The organism is Micromonospora sp. PRAS1, assembly GCF_059553435.1.
The window spans coordinates 65,917-81,555 of the sequence record NZ_JCANNB010000024.1 but is presented as its reverse complement, the minus strand read 5'-3'; the positions used below and the strand labels follow the sequence as shown (position 1 = coordinate 81,555).

Genomic DNA, 15,639 nt, shown 5'->3' with positions numbered 1-15,639 from the left:
ACAACCGAGGGAACGCCTGTGGCTACGGAACGCAAGCGCCCGGTGATCACGGCCGGCCTGCCGAGCCAGCTTCCGGACATCGACCCTGAGGAAACCAGCGAATGGGTCGAGTCGCTCGACGGTGTCATCGACGAGCGCGGCACCAAGCGCGCCCGCTACGTGATGCTGCGTCTGCTGGAGCGCGCCCGTGAGCGCCAGGTCGGGGTGCCGTCGCTGACCACCACCGACTACATCAACACCATCCCGCCGGAGCGCGAACCGTGGTTCCCCGGCGACGAGCACGTCGAGCGGCGGATCCGGGCGTACGTGCGGTGGAACGCGGCGATGCTGGTGCACCGGGCGCAGCGCCCGGAGATCGGCGTCGGTGGTCACATCTCCACCTACGCCAGCTCCGCGTCGCTCTACGAGGTGGGCTTCAACCACTTCTTCCGGGGCAAGAACCACCCGGGCGGCGGCGACCAGATCTTCTACCAGGGCCACGCCTCCCCCGGCATGTACGCCCGGGCGTTCCTCGAGGGTCGGCTCAGCGAGAGCCAGCTCGACGGTTTCCGGCAGGAGCTGTCGCACCCGGGTGGCGGACTGCCGTCGTACCCGCACCCGCGGCTGATGTCCGACTTCTGGGAGTTTCCCACGGTCTCGATGGGTCTGGGCGGGCTGAACGCCATCTACCAGGCCCGGTTCAACCGCTACCTCCAGCACCGGGGCATCAAGGACACCTCCGACCAGCACGTCTGGGCGTTCCTGGGCGACGGCGAGATGGACGAGCCGGAGACCCTCGGCGCGATCGGGGTGGCCGCCCGCGAGGAGTTGGACAACCTCACCTTCGTGATCAACTGCAACCTCCAGCGACTGGACGGGCCGGTACGCGGCAACGGCAAGGTCATGCAGGAGCTGGAGGCGTTCTTCCGGGGCGCCGGCTGGAACGTGATCAAGGTGGTCTGGGGTCGGGAGTGGGACCCGCTGCTCGCCGCCGACACCGACGGCGCGCTTGTCAACCTCATGAACACCACCCCGGACGGCGACTACCAGACCTACAAGGCGGAGTCCGGGGCGTACGTGCGGGAGCACTTCTTCGGCCGGGACGCGCGGACCCGCAAGATGGTCGAGGGGCTCAGCGACGACGAGATCTGGAACCTCAAGCGCGGCGGGCACGACTACCGCAAGCTCTACGCGGCCTACAAGGCGGCGACGGAGCACACCGGCCAGCCGACGGTGATCCTGGCCAAGACGATCAAGGGCTGGACGCTCGGCTCGCACTTCGAGGGCCGCAACGCCACGCACCAGATGAAGAAGCTGACGCTTGAGGACCTGAAGACCTTCCGCGACCGGCTCTACCTGGACATCCCGGACTCGGCGCTGGAGGAGAACCCGTACCTGCCGCCGTACTTCCACCCGGGCGAGAAGTCCGAGGAGATGCAGTACCTGCACGAGCGGCGCCAGCATCTCGGCGGTTACCTGCCGACCCGGCGGACCAACGCGAAGTCGCTTGCCATTCCGGGCACCGAGCGCTTCGCCGACATCAAGCGCGGTTCGGGCAAGCAGAAGGTGGCCACCACGATGGCCTTCGTCCGGCTGCTCAAGGACCTGATGAAGGACAAGGAGTTCGGCAAGCGCTGGGTGCCGATCATCCCGGACGAGGCGCGTACCTTCGGTCTGGACTCGATCTTCCCGACCGCGAAGATCTACTCGCCGCACGGCCAGCGGTACACCTCGGTCGACCGGGAACTGTTCCTGTCGTACAAGGAGTCGACCGCCGGGCAGATCCTGCACGAGGGGATCAACGAGGCCGGCTCGGTCGCCTCGTTCACCGCCGCCGGCTCGTCGTACGCCACCCACGACGAGCCGATGATCCCGATGTACATCTTCTACTCGATGTTCGGGTTCCAGCGCACCGGCGACGGCTTCTGGGCGGCGGCGGACCAGATGGCCCGCGGCTTCGTACTCGGTGCCACCGCCGGGCGCACCACGCTCAACGGTGAGGGCCTCCAGCACGAGGACGGGCACTCCCTGCTGCTGGCCGCCACCAACCCGGCGGTAATCGCGTACGACCCGGCGTTCGCGTTCGAGATCGCACACATCGTCGAGAACGGCCTGCACCGGATGTACGGCGAGGAGCAGGAGAACATCTTCTACTACCTCACCGTCTACAACGAGCCGATCCACCAGCCGGCTGAGCCGGAGGGCGTGGACGCCGAGGGCATCGTCAAGGGCATCTACCGCTACTCCCCCGCCCCCTCGGTGGAGGGCGACGCGCCCCGGGCGAACCTGCTCGCCTCCGGCACCGGCATGCAGTGGGCGCTCAAGGCGCAGCAGCTGCTCGCCCAGGACTGGGGGGTGGCCGCCGACGTCTGGTCGGTGACCTCCTGGACCGAGCTGCGCCGCGACGCGGTGCAGTGCGAGGAGTACAACCTCCTGCACCCCGGCGCGGAGCAGCGGGTGCCGTACATCCAGCGCAAGCTGGCCGACGCCGACGGGCCGAAGGTCGCGGTAAGCGACTGGATGCGCGCGGTGCCGGACCTGATCTCCCGCTGGGTTCCCGGCGACTGGACCTCGCTGGGCACCGACGGCTTCGGCCTCTCGGACACCCGGCACGCGCTGCGCCGGCACTTCCACGTCGACGCCGAGTCGGTCGCGGTCGCGACGCTGCGCCAGCTCGCGCTGCGTGGCGCGGTACCGGCGCACGTACCGGCCGAGGCGGCCAAGAAGTACGCCATCGACGACATCGCCGCCGCCCCGGTCGGCGAGACCGGCGGCGACAGCTAGGAAGCGTAAGGAAGGGCCCCTTGTTAACGCCTCAGGTATAGGAAGGGCCCCTTCCTAACCGTCGACCGGCGGAGCGCCGAAGGCACGGGAAGCGGTGGCGGCCCGGGTGCACCTGGTAGGTGCACCCGGGCCGCCACCGTCGCGGGTGACGCCAGGACGCGACCGGTCAGCCGACGGCGGCCAGGTCGGTGAGCCGGGCCAGCGAGTCCTCCAGGTCGGCGCCGACCCGACGCAGCCCGAGGCGGAGCAGGGCGGCCTTGACCGGGCCGGCCGGCCAGCGTACGACGATGAGCCGCACGATCGTCCCGCCTTCGGCTTCGTCCGGGGTGAGCTGGACGTATATCTCGGTGCGCGCCTCCGCTCGGGCACCGGCGCCCTTGGCGCGTTCGCGCCAGCCGATCAGGGTCGGCTCCTGGTAGGCGATCACCTCGGCCTCATGCGCGGCACCGCGTCCGGCCTGGACCAGCTGCCGTCGACCGAAGCCCTCGCCCGAGAGGACCTCGGCCGCCCGGACCCCGGCCAGCCAGGCCGGCAACTGCTCGGCCCGCTGCACCACATCCCAGACCGCTTCCACCGGCGCCGCCACGTGCGCACTGCGTTCCACGAGGATCATTTCCGTCTTCCTCCAGTGAGGACATCCCACGATATCGGCACTGTATGCGCAAAAACGGACGTATACGGACGGGTTCCCCGAAGACACGCCGAAAGGTATTGATTCCGGCCACAGATCGGCCTATGGACCGGAGGCGAAACGCCCCCTAGAGTTCCGAACACGTTTCGCGTTTTCCTTGGGAGGGCGTATGCCGCATGCACCGATGCCCGACTTCCCCGCCGGATTCCGCTGGGGCGTCTCCACCTCGGCGTACCAGATCGAGGGTGCCGCCGACATCGACGGGCGTGGCGCGTCCATCTGGGACACCTTCGCCCACTCGCCGGGCCGGATCGCCGACGGCAGCAGCGGCGACGTGGCCTGCGACCACTACCACCGGTACGCCGAGGACATCGCCCTGATGGCCGGGCTCGGCGTCACCGCGTACCGTTTCTCGGTCGCCTGGCCCCGGGTGCTGCCGACCGGCACCGGCGCGGTCAACGCGAGTGGACTGGACTTCTACGAACGGCTGGTGGACGGACTGCTCGACCACGGCATCGATCCGGTCGCCACGCTGTTCCACTGGGACCTGCCACAGCGGTTGGAGGAGGCCGGCGGCTGGCTGAACCGGGACACCGCGTACCGCTTCGCCGAGTACGCCGACCTGGTCGCCGCCCGCCTCGGCGACCGGGTGAAGCTCTGGATCACCCTGAACGAGCCGTTCATCCACATGAGCCTCGGCTACGGCACGGGCGAGCACGCGCCGGGCCGGACGCTGCTCTTCGACGCCTTCCCGGTCGCCCACCACCAGTTGCTCGGCCACGGCCTCGCGGTCGGCGCGCTACGCGCCCGCAGCAGCAGCCCGGTCGCCATCGCCAACAACTACTCGCCGGTCCGGCCGATCGGCGACGACCCGGCCGACCTCGCCGCGGCGGTGGCCTACGAGGCGCTGCACAACCGGCTCTTCACCGACCCGCTGCTCGGCCACGGCTACCCGGCGGAACTGGGCTTCACCGACGCCGTGGTGCGCGACGGCGACCTCGACATGATCGCCGCCCCGATCGACGTGCTGGGGGTCAACTACTACAACCCGACCGGCGTACGCGCACCCGAGGCGGACTCGCCGCTGCCGTTCGAGCTGGTGCCGCTTGAGGGCTACCCGCGTACCGCCTTCGACTGGCCGGTGGCTCCGGACGGGCTGCGTGACCTGCTGGGCTGGCTGCACCGCCGGTACGGCGCGACGCTGCCGCCGATCCAGATCACCGAGAGCGGCTGCGCCTACGACGACGTGCCCGACGCGCAGGGCCGGGTGCCCGACCCGGACCGGATCGCCTACCTGGACGGCCACCTGCGGGCGGTGCACGCCGCGATGGCCGACGGAGTCGACGTGAACGGCTACTTCGTCTGGTCCCTGCTGGACAACTGGGAGTGGGCCGAGGGCTTCACCAAGCGCTTCGGCCTGGTGCACGTCGACTACGCCACCGGACGGCGTACGCCCAAGTCGTCGTACGCCTGGCTGCGTGAGGTGATCGCGACAGCCCGGCGGGAACCGGCGCGGTGACCACCGTCGACCCCACGCCGGCGTCGCTGCCGGCGGCGCTGGCCGAACCGACGGTGCCGGTGCGGCGGGGCTGGATCGCGCTGCTCTTCGCCGCGAACCTCGGCGTCTGGATGGCCTTCTTCACCCCGATCCAGGTGCTGCTGCCCCAGCAGATCGGGCAGCTCGCGCCGACGAACAAGGAGACCATGCTGGCGGTGGTCACCGGGTTCGGTGCGCTGGCCGCGGTGATCGCCAACCCGCTCGCCGGAGCGCTCTCCGACCGGACCTGCCTGCGGCTGGGCCGGTGGGAGTTCGGCCGCCGGCACGTCTGGACCCTCGGCGGCGCGGTGCTCGGCGCGCTGGCCCTGGCGCTGCTCGCGCAGGCGCGTACCGTGCCCGGGGTGGTGGTCGGCTGGGTCGCCGCGCAGGTCTGCTTCAACGCGATGCTGGCCAGCCTGACCGCCGCCGTACCGGACCGGGTTCCGGTGGTGCAGCGCGGCGCGGTCTCCGGCTGGGTCGGCATCCCGCAGACGCTGGGGCTGGTGCTCGGGGTCGTGCTGGTCACCGTCGTGGTCACCGGCAACACCGGCGGTTACCTCGCGGTCGCCGCGGCCGTGGTGCTGCTCGCGCTGCCGTTCGCCCTGCGTACGCGGGACGATCCGCTGCCGCGCGCACACCGCCCGACGCTGCGCGGCATGGTCGCCGGGATGTGGGTGTCGCCGCGCCGCCACCCCGACTTCGGCTGGGCCTGGATCACCCGCTTCCTGGTCCAGCTCGGCAACGCCTTCGGCACCCTCTACCTGCTCTACTTCCTCACCGACGAGGTACGGGTGGCCGACCCAGAGGGCGGCCTGCTGGTGCTGATCCTGCTCTACACCGCCGGGTTGATGGCCACCACGGTGGTCGCCGGCCGGCTCTCCGACCGGTCCGGCAAGCGGAAGGTCTTCGTGATCGCCGCGGGCGTGGTGATGGCGGTGGCGGCGCTGCTGCTGGCCGCCGCGCCCACCTGGCCGATGGCGGTGACCGCCGCGCTGATCCTCGGGGCCGGCTACGGGGTGTACCTGTCGGTCGACGCTGCCCTGATCACCCAGGTGCTGCCGAGGGCCACCGACCGGGCCAAGGACCTGGGCGTGATCAACATCGCCAACTCCGCGCCCCAGGTGCTCGGCCCGGCCATCTCCGCCCCGATCGTGGTGCATCTCGGCGGCTACCCGGCGTTGTACGCGACCACCGCGGCGGTGACGCTGCTCGGCAGCGTACTGGTCCTGAAGATCCGCTCCGTGCCGTGACGGTACGCTGAGGTCGTGACGGTACGTGTGCGCTTTGCCCCCTCCCCCACCGGTATGTTCCACGTCGGCGGTGCCCGCTCGGCGCTGCAGAACTGGATCTACGCCAAGCAGCAGGGCGGGGTGTTCGTGCTGCGCATCGAGGACACCGACGCGGCCCGCAACCGGCCGGAATGGACCGAGGGCATCCTGTCGGCGCTCGACTGGATCGGCATCGAGCGGGGCAGCTACGAGGGTCCCTACTTCCAGTCCTCGTACGCCGGTGAGCACCGGGCCGCCGCCGGTCGGCTCTACGAGTCGGGTCGGGCGTACTACTGCGACTGCACCCGGGAGGCGGTGCAGGCCCGCACCGGCAACCAGTACACCGGCTACGACGGTTACTGCCGCGACCGGGACCTGCCGCCCGGCGAGGGCCGGGCGCTGCGGTTCCGCACCCCGGACGAGGGTTCGACGGTGGTCACCGACCTGATCCGGGGCGAGCCGACCTTCGAGAACAAGCTCATCGAGGATTTCGTCATCGCCCGGGGCGACGGCTCCCCGGTCTTCCTGCTGGCCAACGTCGTGGACGACATGACCATGGGGATCACCCACGTGATCCGGGCCGAGGAGCACCTGCCCAACACCCCGAAGCAGCAGCTGCTCTGGGACGCCCTCGGCGTGAAGCCGCCGATCTGGGCGCACGTGCCGGTGGTGGTGAACGAGAAGCGGCAGAAGCTCTCCAAGCGCCGCGACAAGGTCGCCCTGGAGGCGTACCGGGACGAGGGCTACCTCGCCGACGCGATGCGCAACTACCTGATGCTGCTCGGCTGGGCGCCCTCGGGCGACCGGGAGATCGTGCCCTGGTCGGTGATCGAGGACGAGTTCCGGCTGACCGACGTCAACCCGTCGCCGGCGTTCTTCGACGAGAAGAAGCTGCGCGCGTTCAACGGGGAGTACATCCGGGCGCTGCCGATCGAGGAGTTCGTCGAGGCCTGCCAGCCGTGGCTGACCGGCACCGGCACGATCGCGCCGCCGCCGTGGCAGCTGGCGGAGTTCGATCCGGCGGCGTTCGCCGCGGTGGCGCCGCTGGCCCAGACCCGGATCGCCGTGCTCAGCGAGATCGTGCCGAACGTGGACTTCCTCTTCGTGGCCTCGCCGCTTATCGACGAGGCGGCCTGGGCCAAGGCGATGAAGGCGGGCTCGGCGGAGCTGCTGGACGACGCGATCGCCGCCTTCGAGGCGGCGCCGTCCTGGGACGCGGAGACGTTGAAGGCCACTCTGGAGGCGGTCGGGGCGCAGCGCGGCCTCAAGCTCGGCAAGGCGCAGGCACCGGTACGGGTCGCGGTAACCGGCCGCACCGTCGGGTTGCCGTTGTTCGAGTCGCTGGAGGTGCTCGGCGCCGAGCGCACCCTCGCCCGGCTGCGCGCCGCCCGCGTCCGGCTCTTCGCCGACCAGGGCTGACCCGTCCCGTGCCCTGGCGTTGCCTCCGCAGGGTAAGATCCGCCGCAGTTGGTCCACGGCCGCTCGTTGGTCGAGTCGCGATCGCAGATAGTTCCAATTAGTGTTCCACCAGCTGCAACCGATCGACGTTCAGCGGAGTCTTTGAGGTGGTACCTGTCCTGTGGGCACGGTCACTGCCGTCAATCTTCCGACGCGTGACCCGTGCAGCACAGCCACCCATCGAACGGGGCGAGGAGGCGGCATGGTCCGACGAGTGAGGCGACTGGCCGCGGTGCTGCTGGGTGGGCTGGCGGCCATGTTGATGGCACTGACCGTCGCCGAGCCGGCGAAGGCCGCCCCGAAGGCAGCGGCCGGGGTGGACATCACCGGGCACGGGCTGGCCGAGCCGTTGCGGCTACGGGAGGATTCCCACTCCGAGCACGTCAAGGCCCTCCTCGATCAGGTCAGCCTCCGGGAACTGGTCCGCCAGTCGGGCAAGCCGAAGGTGGAGCTCGGTCCTAAGTACACAATCGTGGTGCTGGCCGGCGACGTCGCGAAGCAGACGTACGACCTCTATCCGACGGCTGTGGGTGGGCCGCGGATCCACCGACCGGCCAAACAGCCGGACGGTCGCAAGACCAGCGCGGCCTGGTTCCTCGGCCGGATCAACATGTCCGAGACGCTGCGTACCGCAGGCGTGCCGTTGGAGCGCACGTTCGAGGCGATCAGCGGCGGGGCCGGCGGGGGTGAACGGATCATCCCCGAGGAGGCGCTCAACCCCGCCCAGGACATCAACGAGGCCTTCGGCGAGCTGCGCCGCCTGCTCCTGCTGAATGTCGCGGTGATGTTGGTGATCACCCTCGGGCTCGCCGGGATCGCCCTGCTGATCCGCCGCCGGACCCGCTGACCCGCCTGACCCGCTGACCCGCTGGACCCGCTGACCGGCTGATCAGCACCAACGGCGGGGCGGGCGTTCCTGACGGGTGTTCCGGTGCGCCGGACGGACCGGGCCGTGCCGATGGCCGCCGGCCCAGCCGGGCAACTGACTACGGCAGGCGGCGGGCTCCGGCTCCGCCGCCGGCGGCTCGGCGGCACGCGAACGCGGCACACCCGGCTCGGCGGCCCGCGAGCGTGGCACGCTCGGCTTGGCGGCCGGGTGCTCGTGCGGGCCCGGTCGACACGGCTCTCCCTGGGCGCAACCGTGCTCGGCCTCCCCGTACGCCATCGGCCCCTCCTCGCCTTCTCGCCCTCACCCGCCGGTGCCCACCCGACGTGCCCTGCCACCGTACTGGCCGGTTCCGACGCCGCGTGCAGCGCGTACCCCACTGCGGCGGCCGGGCGCCGCCGACGGCCGGCGTACAGGCCCAGGTCAGGACATGTCAGGCTAGGTGGGTGAGTGAGTCGGGCGGGACGGATCTGTCGGCCACGTTGCGCCGGATCGAACGCGCGGCCGGTGCGCTGGCCACCGCCAGCGTGAGCCGGATGGACGAGACCCTGCCCTGGTTCCGGGAACTGCCCGCCGACCAGCGGTCGTGGGTGATGCTCGTGGCCCAGGCCGGCGCCCGCTCGCTGGTCCAGTGGCTGCGATCCGACGGGGCCGCCGAGGGGACCCAGGAGGTCTCCGACGAGGTGTTCGCCACCGCGCCGCAGGCGCTCGCCCGGTCGATCACCCTCCAGCAGACCGTCGCGCTCATCAAGGTCACCATCGACGTGGTCGAGGAGCAGGTGCACGAACTCGCCGCCCCGGGCGAGGAGCCGCAACTGCGCGAGGCGGTGCTGCGGTACTCCCGGGAGATCGCCTTCGCCGCCGCCCGGGTCTACGCCCGGGCCGCCGAGTCGCGCGGCTCCTGGGACGCCCGGCTACAGGCGCTGCTGGTGGACGCGCTGCTGCGCGGCGACTCCCCGGACGTGCTGGCCAGTCGGGCCGCCGCGCTGGGCTGGACGGACGCACCACCGGTGGCGGTGGCCGTCGGCCCCTCGCCCGGGGGCGAGGTCTCCGCCGTGCTGCACACGGTCTACCGCCAGGCCCGGCGGATCGGCGTCGAGGTCATCGGCGGCGTGCACGGCGACCGGCTGGTGATCGTGCTCGGCGGAGCCGCCGATCCGGTCGCGGCCACCGGCAAGCTGCTGCCCGCCTTCGGCTCCGGACCGGTGGTGGTCGGCCCGGCGGTACCGAGCCTGGACGAGGCCACCGAGTCGGCCCGGGCGGCGCTGGCCGGCTACCGGGCAGCCCCGGCCTGGCCGGCGGCGCCGCGGCCGGTGCACGCCGGCGACCTGCTGCCGGAACGGGCGCTCGCCGGCGACGCCGAGGCCCGCCGGCGGCTGCGGCACGACGTGTACGCGACGCTCGTACGGGCCAGCGGTGAGCTGCTTGAGACGCTTGACGCCTTCTTCGCCGCCGGTGGCACGCTGGAGAGCGCCGCCCGGGCGCTCTTCGTGCATCCGAACACCGTGCGCTACCGGCTGCGGCGGATCGCCGAGGTGACCGGCTTCAGTCCGTTGGCACCCCGGGACGCCTTCGCCCTGCGGGTCGCGCTGACGGTCGGCCGACTCGACCCGGTGGTGCCGACCCAGACATTGGTCCCAGCCCCCGGCAAAAGGTCACAGCGGGATGACGAGCAGCACCAATCTTTGTAGGAAACCACCAAAGGTTCTAGTACGGTTTGGTGTCAGCCGGCACAGCGCGACCGGTGGGTATCCGGGAGAGTCATAGACGTGCTCGCCGTACTTTGCCCCGGCCAGGGTTCGCAGAAACCCGGCTTCCTGACCCCCTGGCTCGACCTTACCGGCGCCGAGGAACGGTTGCGTCGCTGGTCGACGCTGGCCGGCGTCGACCTGGTGTGGCTGGGCACCGAGGCCGACGCCGACGAGATCCGGGACACCGCCCGCACCCAGCCGCTGCTGGTCGCCGCGGCGCTGCTCGCCGCCGAGCACCTGCCGATGGCGGACGTACCCGTCACTGCGGGGCACAGCGTCGGCGAACTCGGCGCGGCGGCGCTGGCCGGTGTCCTGCCGGCCGAGACGGCGATCACCCTCGCCGGGGTACGCGGCCAGGAGATGGCGGCCGCCTGCGCGCTGGAGCCGACCGGCATGGCGGCCGTGCTCGGTGGCGACCCGGACGAAGTGATCGATGTGATCAACGGACACGGGCTGTACGCCGCGAACCGCAACGGCGCCGGCCAGTTCGTCGCCGCCGGTGCCGTCGCCGCGTTGGACAAGCTCGCCGCCGAGCCGCCGGCCCGGGCCCGGGTCATCCGGCTAAAGGTGGCCGGCGCGTTCCACACCCCGTACATGGCACCGGCGGAGGCGGCACTGGCCACGGTGGCGGCCGGGATCACCCCGAGCGACCCGAAGCGTCTCCTGCTCTCCAATCTCGACGGCACGGTGGTCGACGACGGCCGGGAACTGGTCGGGCGGCTGGTCCGCCAGGTCACCGCCCCGGTCCGCTGGGACCTCTGCATGGCCAGCCTCGCCGATCTCGGTGTCACCGGGGTGATCGAGCTGCCGCCCGCCGGGACGCTCGCCGGCCTGGTCAAGCGCGAGCTGAAGGCCACCGGAGCCCCGGAGATCGTCACCCTGAACACCCCGGACGACCTGCCCGCCGCGCGGGACCTGATCGCCCGCCTGGGCCGGCCCGGCGAACCAACAAGCAAGCTCAGTCCGAACGCGTCTCACGCCGAGACCGACCGTGGGGAAGGCTCGTCATGAGCGGTAGCAGGATCCTCTCCCTGGGGCACTACCAGCCGTCCCGGGTGGTGACCAACGACGAGATCGCCCAGTTGGTGGAGACCAACGACGAGTGGATCAGGGACCGGGTGGGCATCGCCACCCGACGCATCGCCGGTGACGAGACGGTCGCCGACATGGCCGCCGCAGCCGCCGACAAGGCCCTGGCCAACTCCGGTCTGACCGCCGCCGACATCGACCTGGTCGTGGTCGCCACCTGCACCTCGGTCGACCGCAGCCCGAACGTGGCCTGCCGGGTCGCCGCCAAGCTGGGCATCAGCGCACCCGGCGCGTTCGACGTCAACACCGCCTGCTCCGGCTTCGCGTACGCCCTCGGCACCGTGGATCACGCGGTCCGGGCCGGCGCGTCCCGCAACGCCATCGTGATCGGCGCGGAGAAGCTCTCCGAGTTCACGGACTGGACCGACCGCTCCACCTGCATAATCTTCGGCGACGGCGCGGGTGCCGCGGTGGTCACCGCCACGGCCGCGGACGAGGCTCCGGGCATCGGCCCGGTGATCTGGGGTTCGGTGCCCGAGCGCGGAGACGCGGTACGCATCGAGGGCTGGCGCCCGTACGTCGCGCAGGAGGGCCAGACGGTGTTCCGCTGGGCCACCACGGCGCTGGCGCCCCTGGCGTTGCAGGCGTGCGAGCGGGCCGGGGTCGACCCATCCGAGCTGGCCGCGTTCGTCCCGCACCAGGCCAACACCCGGATCATCGACGGGATCGCGAAGCGGCTGAACATCCCCCAGGCGATCATCGCGAAGGACATCGTCGAGTCCGGCAACACCTCCGCGGCCAGCATCCCGCTGGCCCTGTCGAAGCTGGTCGAGCGGCGCGAGGTGCCTTCGGGCGCGCCGGTGCTGCTGTTCGGCTTCGGCGGCGGCCTGACCTACGCCGGTCAGGTCGTCCGCTGCCCCTGAGACCCCCTCGGCGCCCCGGTGCCGAGGACCGACGGGCGGCGTCGCCGCCGTCGAGAAAACCCGATGAGAGGAACCCACCGCAATGACCCGTGACGAGATCACCACCGGCCTCGCCGAGATTCTCGAAGAGGTTGCCGGGGTGAGCCCGGACGACGTGGCCGAGGGGAAGTCCTTCACCGACGACCTGGACGTCGACTCGCTCTCCATGGTCGAGGTCGTGGTGGCGGCCGAGGAGAAGTTCGGCGTCAAGATCCCGGACAACGAGGTGCAGAACCTCAAGACGGTCGGGGACGCCGTGAGCTACATCGAGGCGCAGTCCTGATCATGAGTCGCACCGACGTCGTCGTCACCGGGCTCGGCGCGACCACCCCGCTGGGCGGGGACGTCGCGTCGACCTGGGACGCCATGCTCAACGGCCGCTCCGGGGTGAGTGCGCTCACCCAGGAGTGGGCCGGGCAACTCCCGGTCCGGATCGCCGCCCAACTGGCGGTGGATCCGGCCACCGTGCTGGACCGGGTCAAGCTGCGCCGACTGGACCGGTCGGAGGCGATCGCGTTGATCGCCGCCCATCAGGCCTGGGCGGATGCCGGCCTGGCCGACTCCGGGCTGGACCCGGAGCGGCTGGGCGTCAGCATCGGCTCCGGCATCGGTGGCGCGGTCACCCTGCTCGCCCAGGACGACATCCTGGAGGCCTCCGGCCCCCGCCGGGTCTCCCCGCACACCGTGCCGATGCTGATGCCCAACGGTCCGGCCGCCTGGGTGGGGTTGGAACTCGGCGCGCAGGCGGGCGTGCACTCGGTGGCCAGTGCCTGCGCGACCGGCGCGGAGGCGATCGCGCTGGGCCTGGACATGATCCGGGCCGGCCGGGCCGACGTGGTGGTGGCCGGCGGCACCGAAGCGGTGATCCACCCGCTGCCGATCGCCGGCTTCGCCTCGATGCGGGCCATGTCGACCCGCAACGACGAGCCGGAGCAGGCCTCCCGGCCGTGGGACAAGGGCCGGGACGGGTTCGTCCTCGGCGAGGGCGCCGGCATCGTGGTGCTGGAACGCGCCGAGCACGCCGCCGCCCGGGGTGCCCGGGTGTATGCGAGGCTGGCCGGCTCCGGCATCACCTCCGACGGCTTCGACATCGTCCAGCCACACCCGGAGGGGGCGGGCGCGGTCCGGGCCATCGCCAAGGCGATCGCCGACGCGGACGTGGCCAAGGGCGACATCGTGCACGTCAACGCGCACGCCACCTCGACCCCGGTGGGCGACTTGGCCGAGATCAAGGCGCTGCACAACGCGCTCGGTGACCACCCGGTGCTTACCGCCACCAAGTCGATGTCCGGGCACCTGCTCGGTGCGGCCGGCGCGCTGGAGTCGATCGCGACGATCCTGGCGATCCGCGACAGCGTGGTGCCGCCCACGATCAACCTGGACGACCCGGACGACGGCCTCGACCTCGACGTCGCCACCAACAAGGCCCGCCACCTGGACATCCCCGCCGCGCTGAACAACTCGTTCGGCTTCGGCGGGCACAACGTGGCACTCGTCTTCACCCGGGTCTGAGCGACCCCGCCACCGCCGGCGTCAGTTGTCGCAGGTGGTGGCGGGCAGTCCGGACACCTTGACCGGGGAGCGTCCGCGCGGGGCGGCCTTGCCGGCCAGCACGTCGGCGAGCGCGGTCATCGAGGCGCGGCTCGACGAGTACGTCGCCAGCAGCGTCGGCGAACTCGCCCGGGCCAGCACGTACGGGGTGTCCATGGCGACCGTGACGGCGGCGTCGGCGCGCAGGTCGCCGGCGCCGTCGCCGTACCCGACCAGGTGCACGATCGTGCCTCCGCTGGGCACCACCTTCACCCCCGCCTCGGTAAGCGCCTCGGTCAGCGCGGTCCGGGTGTGCGCCCGGCCGCCGGAGGAGGTGACGGTGACCGGGCCGCGCACCCCGCTGGTGTCGCACCGGCCACGCAGCACGGTCACCGCTGCGGCGGCAAGCGCGCCGACCGCCTCGCGGTGCTCCGGGGCGTTCAGCGTGGACAACTCCGGGTTCTGACCGCCGGCCAGGCTGAACTTCATGGTCAGCACGCGGGTGGCCGCCTCCACCAGGCGGTCCCGGGGCAGCGAGCCGTCCCGCAGCGCGGCGAGCAGCCCGTCGTACGCCTGACGCACGTTCGGCGGCATGAGGATCAGGTCGTTGCCGGCCTTGAGCGCGCGTACCGCGGCCTCACCCGGCCCCCAGCGGCGGGCCGGCGCCATGTTCATCCCGTCGGTGATCACCACGCCCTGGAAGCCGAGTTCCCCGCGCAGCACCTCGGTGAGCAGCTTGTGCGAGAAGGTCGCGGCCACCCCCGGGTCGACCGAGCGCACGTCGAGGTGGGCGGACATCACGGCCAGCGCGCCGGCCTCGATGCCGGCGGTGAAGGGCGGCCAGGCCTCGGCCGCCAGCTTCTTGCGGGACTGGCCGAGCACCGGCAGGTCCTCGTGCGAGTCGACGGCGCTGTGCCCGTGCCCCGGGAAGTGTTTGAGCGTGGCCGCCACGCCCGATGCCTGTAGGCCGCGTACCGCGCCACCGACCTGCTCCCCCGCCCGCTTCGGGTCGGCGCCGAAGGACCGGGAACCGATCACCGTGCTGCGGGTGACAAGTACGTCGGCGACCGGCGCGAAGTCGACGTTGATCCCCATCGCGGCCAGTTCGGTACCGGCGGCCCGCCAAGCGGCCTCGGTCAGCGCGGGATCACCTGCGGCACCGGCGCCGAGCGCGCTGGGCAGCAGGGTGACTCCGTCGGTGACCCGGGTGACCACGCCGTACTCCTGGTCGGTGCCGATCAGGAAGGGTGCCGGGCCGGCGGGCAGCTTCCCGGCGGCCTCCCGTAGTCCGGTGGTCAGCTCCCGGACCTGCTCCGGGTTGTCGACGTTTGTGGTCTCCTGGTTGCTCTGGGTGGGGTCGTCGGCGCTGAAGCCCACCAGGATCAGCCCACCGAGCCGGTACTTCTCCACCATCTCGGCCGGCGTGTCCACGCCGGCCAGGGCCTGGTTGCCGGCCGCCGAGCCGGCTGAGACCCGGGTCGCCCGGTCGCCGTACGCGTAGGGCATCAGCACCTGGCCGACCAGGTCCTCGTCGGCGAATCCGGCGACCAGGGCGGCGGCCCGGGTGGCCGGGTCGTCCGGCGCGGCGCTCGACGGCGGCACCGGATCCGGCGAGGCCGAACTCGGGGTCGGCTCCGCACGCGGCTCGGGGCCGGTGCAGCCGGAGACGAGCAGCGCGGACGCGGTGACGAGGGCGGCGGCGACCCGCCGGGTGGTGGTCGACACGCGGCCCATCCCACCAGCCCACCACGGATCGGGGCAACTCGACCTTGGGACGGCCGACCGGCACCGGGCGCACCGCCATCGACCGGCGCGAACACCGCG

13 protein-coding genes are annotated in these 15,639 nt (G+C 71.8%); 10 read left to right on the top strand and 3 right to left on the bottom strand.

The features are described 5' to 3' along the window. Positions 1–18: 18 nt before the first annotated feature. The gene (aceE, locus tag AC507J_RS21670; RefSeq protein ID WP_496291004.1) at positions 19–2,763 is read left to right on the top strand and encodes a pyruvate dehydrogenase (acetyl-transferring), homodimeric type; all 2,745 of its coding nucleotides are present in this window, start codon (positions 19–21) and stop codon (positions 2,761–2,763) included. Between the two features lie 166 nt (positions 2,764–2,929). Here the strand turns inward: aceE and AC507J_RS21665 are convergent, their stop codons facing one another. After that, on the bottom strand, positions 2,930–3,376 hold the full coding sequence (locus tag AC507J_RS21665; RefSeq protein WP_496291003.1) for an SRPBCC family protein: 447 nt from the start codon (positions 3,374–3,376) through the stop codon (positions 2,930–2,932). A gap of 187 nt (positions 3,377–3,563) precedes the next feature. On the opposite strand from AC507J_RS21665, the gene AC507J_RS21660 reads away from it, so the two are divergent. The 4 genes from AC507J_RS21660 to AC507J_RS21645 all read left to right on the top strand — a co-directional run bounded on the left by AC507J_RS21660 (position 3,564) and on the right by AC507J_RS21645 (position 8,504). After that, complete coding sequence (locus AC507J_RS21660; protein WP_496291002.1) at positions 3,564–4,913, top strand: GH1 family beta-glucosidase; 1,350 nt, start codon at positions 3,564–3,566, stop codon at positions 4,911–4,913. Then, positions 4,910–6,181 (top strand): MFS transporter, encoded by a 1,272-nt coding sequence (locus AC507J_RS21655; protein WP_496291001.1) that lies wholly within the window; start codon positions 4,910–4,912, stop codon positions 6,179–6,181. Before AC507J_RS21660 ends, AC507J_RS21655 begins: the two co-directional genes overlap by 4 nt. A 15-nt stretch (positions 6,182–6,196) precedes the next feature. Further along, positions 6,197–7,618, top strand: a complete 1,422-nt coding sequence (gene gltX, locus AC507J_RS21650; protein WP_496291000.1) for a glutamate--tRNA ligase — start codon at positions 6,197–6,199, stop codon at positions 7,616–7,618. Between the two features lie 241 nt (positions 7,619–7,859). After that, positions 7,860–8,504: a hypothetical protein gene (locus AC507J_RS21645; protein ID WP_496290999.1), complete on the top strand. Its 645-nt coding sequence runs from the start codon at positions 7,860–7,862 to the stop codon at positions 8,502–8,504. Positions 8,505–8,546: 42 nt separating this feature from the next. Here the strand turns inward: AC507J_RS21645 and AC507J_RS21640 are convergent, their stop codons facing one another. Further along, positions 8,547–8,822 (bottom strand): hypothetical protein, encoded by a 276-nt coding sequence (locus AC507J_RS21640; protein WP_496290998.1) that lies wholly within the window; start codon positions 8,820–8,822, stop codon positions 8,547–8,549. 167 nt (positions 8,823–8,989) lie between these two features. On the opposite strand from AC507J_RS21640, the gene AC507J_RS21635 reads away from it, so the two are divergent. The 5 genes from AC507J_RS21635 to fabF all read left to right on the top strand — a co-directional run bounded on the left by AC507J_RS21635 (position 8,990) and on the right by fabF (position 13,797). Continuing rightward, the gene (locus tag AC507J_RS21635; protein WP_496290997.1) at positions 8,990–10,234 is read left to right on the top strand and encodes a PucR family transcriptional regulator; all 1,245 of its coding nucleotides are present in this window, start codon (positions 8,990–8,992) and stop codon (positions 10,232–10,234) included. 78 nt (positions 10,235–10,312) lie between these two features. Next, positions 10,313–11,305, top strand: coding sequence for an ACP S-malonyltransferase (locus AC507J_RS21630; protein WP_496290996.1), 993 nt, complete (start codon positions 10,313–10,315; stop codon positions 11,303–11,305). Then, positions 11,302–12,246: a beta-ketoacyl-ACP synthase III gene (locus tag AC507J_RS21625; RefSeq protein WP_496290995.1), complete on the top strand. Its 945-nt coding sequence runs from the start codon at positions 11,302–11,304 to the stop codon at positions 12,244–12,246. Before AC507J_RS21630 ends, AC507J_RS21625 begins: the two co-directional genes overlap by 4 nt. Positions 12,247–12,328: 82 nt before the next feature. After that, positions 12,329–12,568: an acyl carrier protein gene (locus tag AC507J_RS21620; RefSeq protein WP_111245448.1), complete on the top strand. Its 240-nt coding sequence runs from the start codon at positions 12,329–12,331 to the stop codon at positions 12,566–12,568. A gap of 2 nt (positions 12,569–12,570) precedes the next feature. Further along, entirely contained in the window at positions 12,571–13,797 is a 1,227-nt protein-coding gene (gene fabF, locus AC507J_RS21615; RefSeq protein WP_496290994.1) for a beta-ketoacyl-ACP synthase II, read from the top strand. Between the two features lie 21 nt (positions 13,798–13,818). On the opposite strand, the gene AC507J_RS21610 is transcribed toward fabF, so the two are convergent. After that, entirely contained in the window at positions 13,819–15,549 is a 1,731-nt protein-coding gene (locus tag AC507J_RS21610; RefSeq protein ID WP_496290993.1) for a glycoside hydrolase family 3 protein, read from the bottom strand. Positions 15,550–15,639: the final 90 nt, after the last annotated feature.